Below are 2,516 nucleotides of genomic sequence, written 5' to 3'. Positions count from 1 at the left end.
GAAGTACTGGATCGTCTTGGTGCCCTCGCAGATCTGCCGGAGGGCTCGGTGCACACCTGCCCTTCCTCGCGCTCGCACTCGCCGGTGCCGAGCAGACCAGGACGATGCTGGAGGCCACCAAGGAGGCCCTCGGCGACACGCCTTGGGGCGTGGGCGTTCTCGGCTTCGCCGACGAGGAGATCAGATCGGCCCAGCTCGAGGTCGTACGTCAGGTGCGGCCGACCCACGCGATCATCGCGGGCGGCCGGCCCGCCCAGGCGGCGGCGCTGGAGGCGGAGGGCATATCCACCTTCCTGCACGTCCCCTCGCCGGGCCTGCTGCGGCAGTTCCTCGCCGCGGGTGCGCGGAAGTTCATCTTCGAGGGCGCAGAGTGCGGCGGCCACGTGGGGCCGCGCAACAGCTTCCCGCTCTGGGAGGCGCAGGTCCAGATCCTGCTGGAGTTCCTGGAGAAGGCGAAGCCGGGCGCCGCCGGTGAGCTGACCGTCCTCTTCGCGGGCGGCGTGCACGACGAGCGCTCGGCCTCGATGGTCGCGGCCCTCGCGGCGCCGCTGACCCGCGCCGGGGTCCCCTTCGGCGTACTGATGGGCACCGCCTACCTCTTCACGGAGGAGGCGGTTCAGGCAGGAGCCATCCGCCCGCTGTTCCAGCAGTGCGTCGTCGCCGCCGAGCGGACCGACCTGCTGGAGACCGCACCCGGGCACGCCACGCGCTGCGCGCACAGCGCGTTCACCGCGGACTTCCAGGGGCTCAAGGAGCAACTGCGCGAGCAGGGCGTTCCCGACCGGGACGTGTGGGAGCAGCTCGAGAAGTTCAACGTGGGCCGCCTGCGGCTGGCCAGCAAGGGCATCGAGCGCGTCGGCGCCGAACTGCGGAGCGTCGACGAGCAACGCCAGGGCGACGAGGGCATGTTCATGGCCGGTGAGGTCGTGGTCCTCCGCGAGAGCGTCACCACGGTCGCCGCCCTCCACGAGTCCGTGGGTGCTCGGGCCGCCGACCTGCTGCGTACCCGTTCCGGCGAACTGCGGGCCGAACTCGGCGTGGCGGAAGCCGCGTCCGCCGAGGAAACCGCCCCGGACCCCCTGCGCATCGCGGTGGTCGGCATGTCCGGCATGTTCCCGGGCGCCGAGAACCTCGCCGCCTTCTGGGCGAACGTACTGGCCGGCAAGGACTGCGTGACCGAAGTACCCGCCCAGCGCTGGGACACCGAGCGCTACTTCGCTCCGGACGGCGACGGGGAGCGCACCCCCTCACGCTGGGGCGGCTTCCTGCCCGAGATCCCCTTCGACCCGCTGAGCTTCGGCATTCCGCCGGCCTCCCTCGCGGCCATCGAGCCGGTGCAGCTGCTCGCCCTGGAGGCGGCCCGGCGGGCGCTGGCGGATGCGGGCTACGAAGGACGGCCCGGGGTCGACCACTCCCGTACGTCGGTCGTCTTCGGTGCCGAGGCCGGCAGCGACCTGTCCAACGCGAGCGCGCTGCGCACCGTGCTCCCCTCCTACGTGGGCGATCTGCCGCCCGCCCTGGACGAGCAGCTGCCCCGGCTGACCGAGGACTCCTTCCCCGGCATGCTCGCCAACGTCATCGCCGGGCGCATCGCCAACAGGCTCAACCTCGGCGGCGCCAACTACACCGTCGACGCGGCCTGTGCGTCCTCGCTCACCGCCGTCGACGTGGCGTGCAAGGAACTGGTCACCGGCACCAGCGACGTCGTGCTGTGCGGCGGCGCCGACCTGCACAACGGCATCAACGACTACCTGCTCTTCTCCTCCGTGCACGCCCTCTCCCCGACGGGGCGCTCCTCCACCTTCGACCAGACCGCCGACGGCATCGCGCTCGGCGAGGGCGTCGGCTGCGTGGTGCTGAAGCGCCTCGCCGACGCCGAACGCGACGGCGACCGCATCTACGCCGTGATCGACGGCGTCGGCAGCGCCAGCGACGGGCGGGCTCTCGGCCTGACCGCCCCACGCCCCGAGGGCCAGCGCGCCGCGCTCACCCGCGCCTACCGCAACGCCGGTGTCTCGCCGGCGCAGGTCGGACTGATCGAGGCGCACGGCACCGGCACGGTCGTCGGCGACCGCACCGAACTGTCCACCCTCACCGAGGTGTTCACCGAAGCCGGTGCCGCACCCGGGGCCTGCGCCATCGGGTCGGTGAAGTCGCAGATCGGCCACACCAAGTGCGCCGCGGGCCTGGCGGGCCTGATCAAGACGACCCTGGCGCTCTACCACGGGATCAAGCCGCCCACGCTGCACATCGAGCAGCCCAACGCGGCCTGGGACCAGGAGCGCAGCCCCTTCCACTTCCATGCCGCCGCCCGTCCGTGGGCGGCGGAGCCGGACGAGCGTGTCGCCGGTGTAAGCGCATTCGGTTTCGGCGGTACGAACTTCCACGCCGTCCTGCGCGCGTACGACCAGTCGCCCTCCGTGCACTCCCGCGACGAGTGGCCGGTGGAGCTGTTCACCTTCCGCGGAGCGGACGCCGCCGCAGCTCAGCGGGCCGTGCGCAGGCTGCTGGACCAG

Annotated in this window: 1 protein-coding gene; it reads left to right on the top strand. The window is 72.3% G+C overall.

The features are described 5' to 3' along the window. Positions 1–2,516, top strand: a 2,516-nt coding sequence (locus H5J26_RS30220; RefSeq protein ID WP_181769145.1) for a beta-ketoacyl synthase N-terminal-like domain-containing protein, incomplete at both ends; no start/stop codon positions are given.

This window comes from Streptomyces albidus (ex Kaewkla and Franco 2022), assembly GCF_013870515.1.
Lineage (GTDB): Bacteria > Actinomycetota > Actinomycetes > Streptomycetales > Streptomycetaceae > Streptomyces > Streptomyces albidus.
Note: the sequence above shows the minus strand (reverse complement) of the source record. Positions and strands in the feature narration are given on the sequence as shown.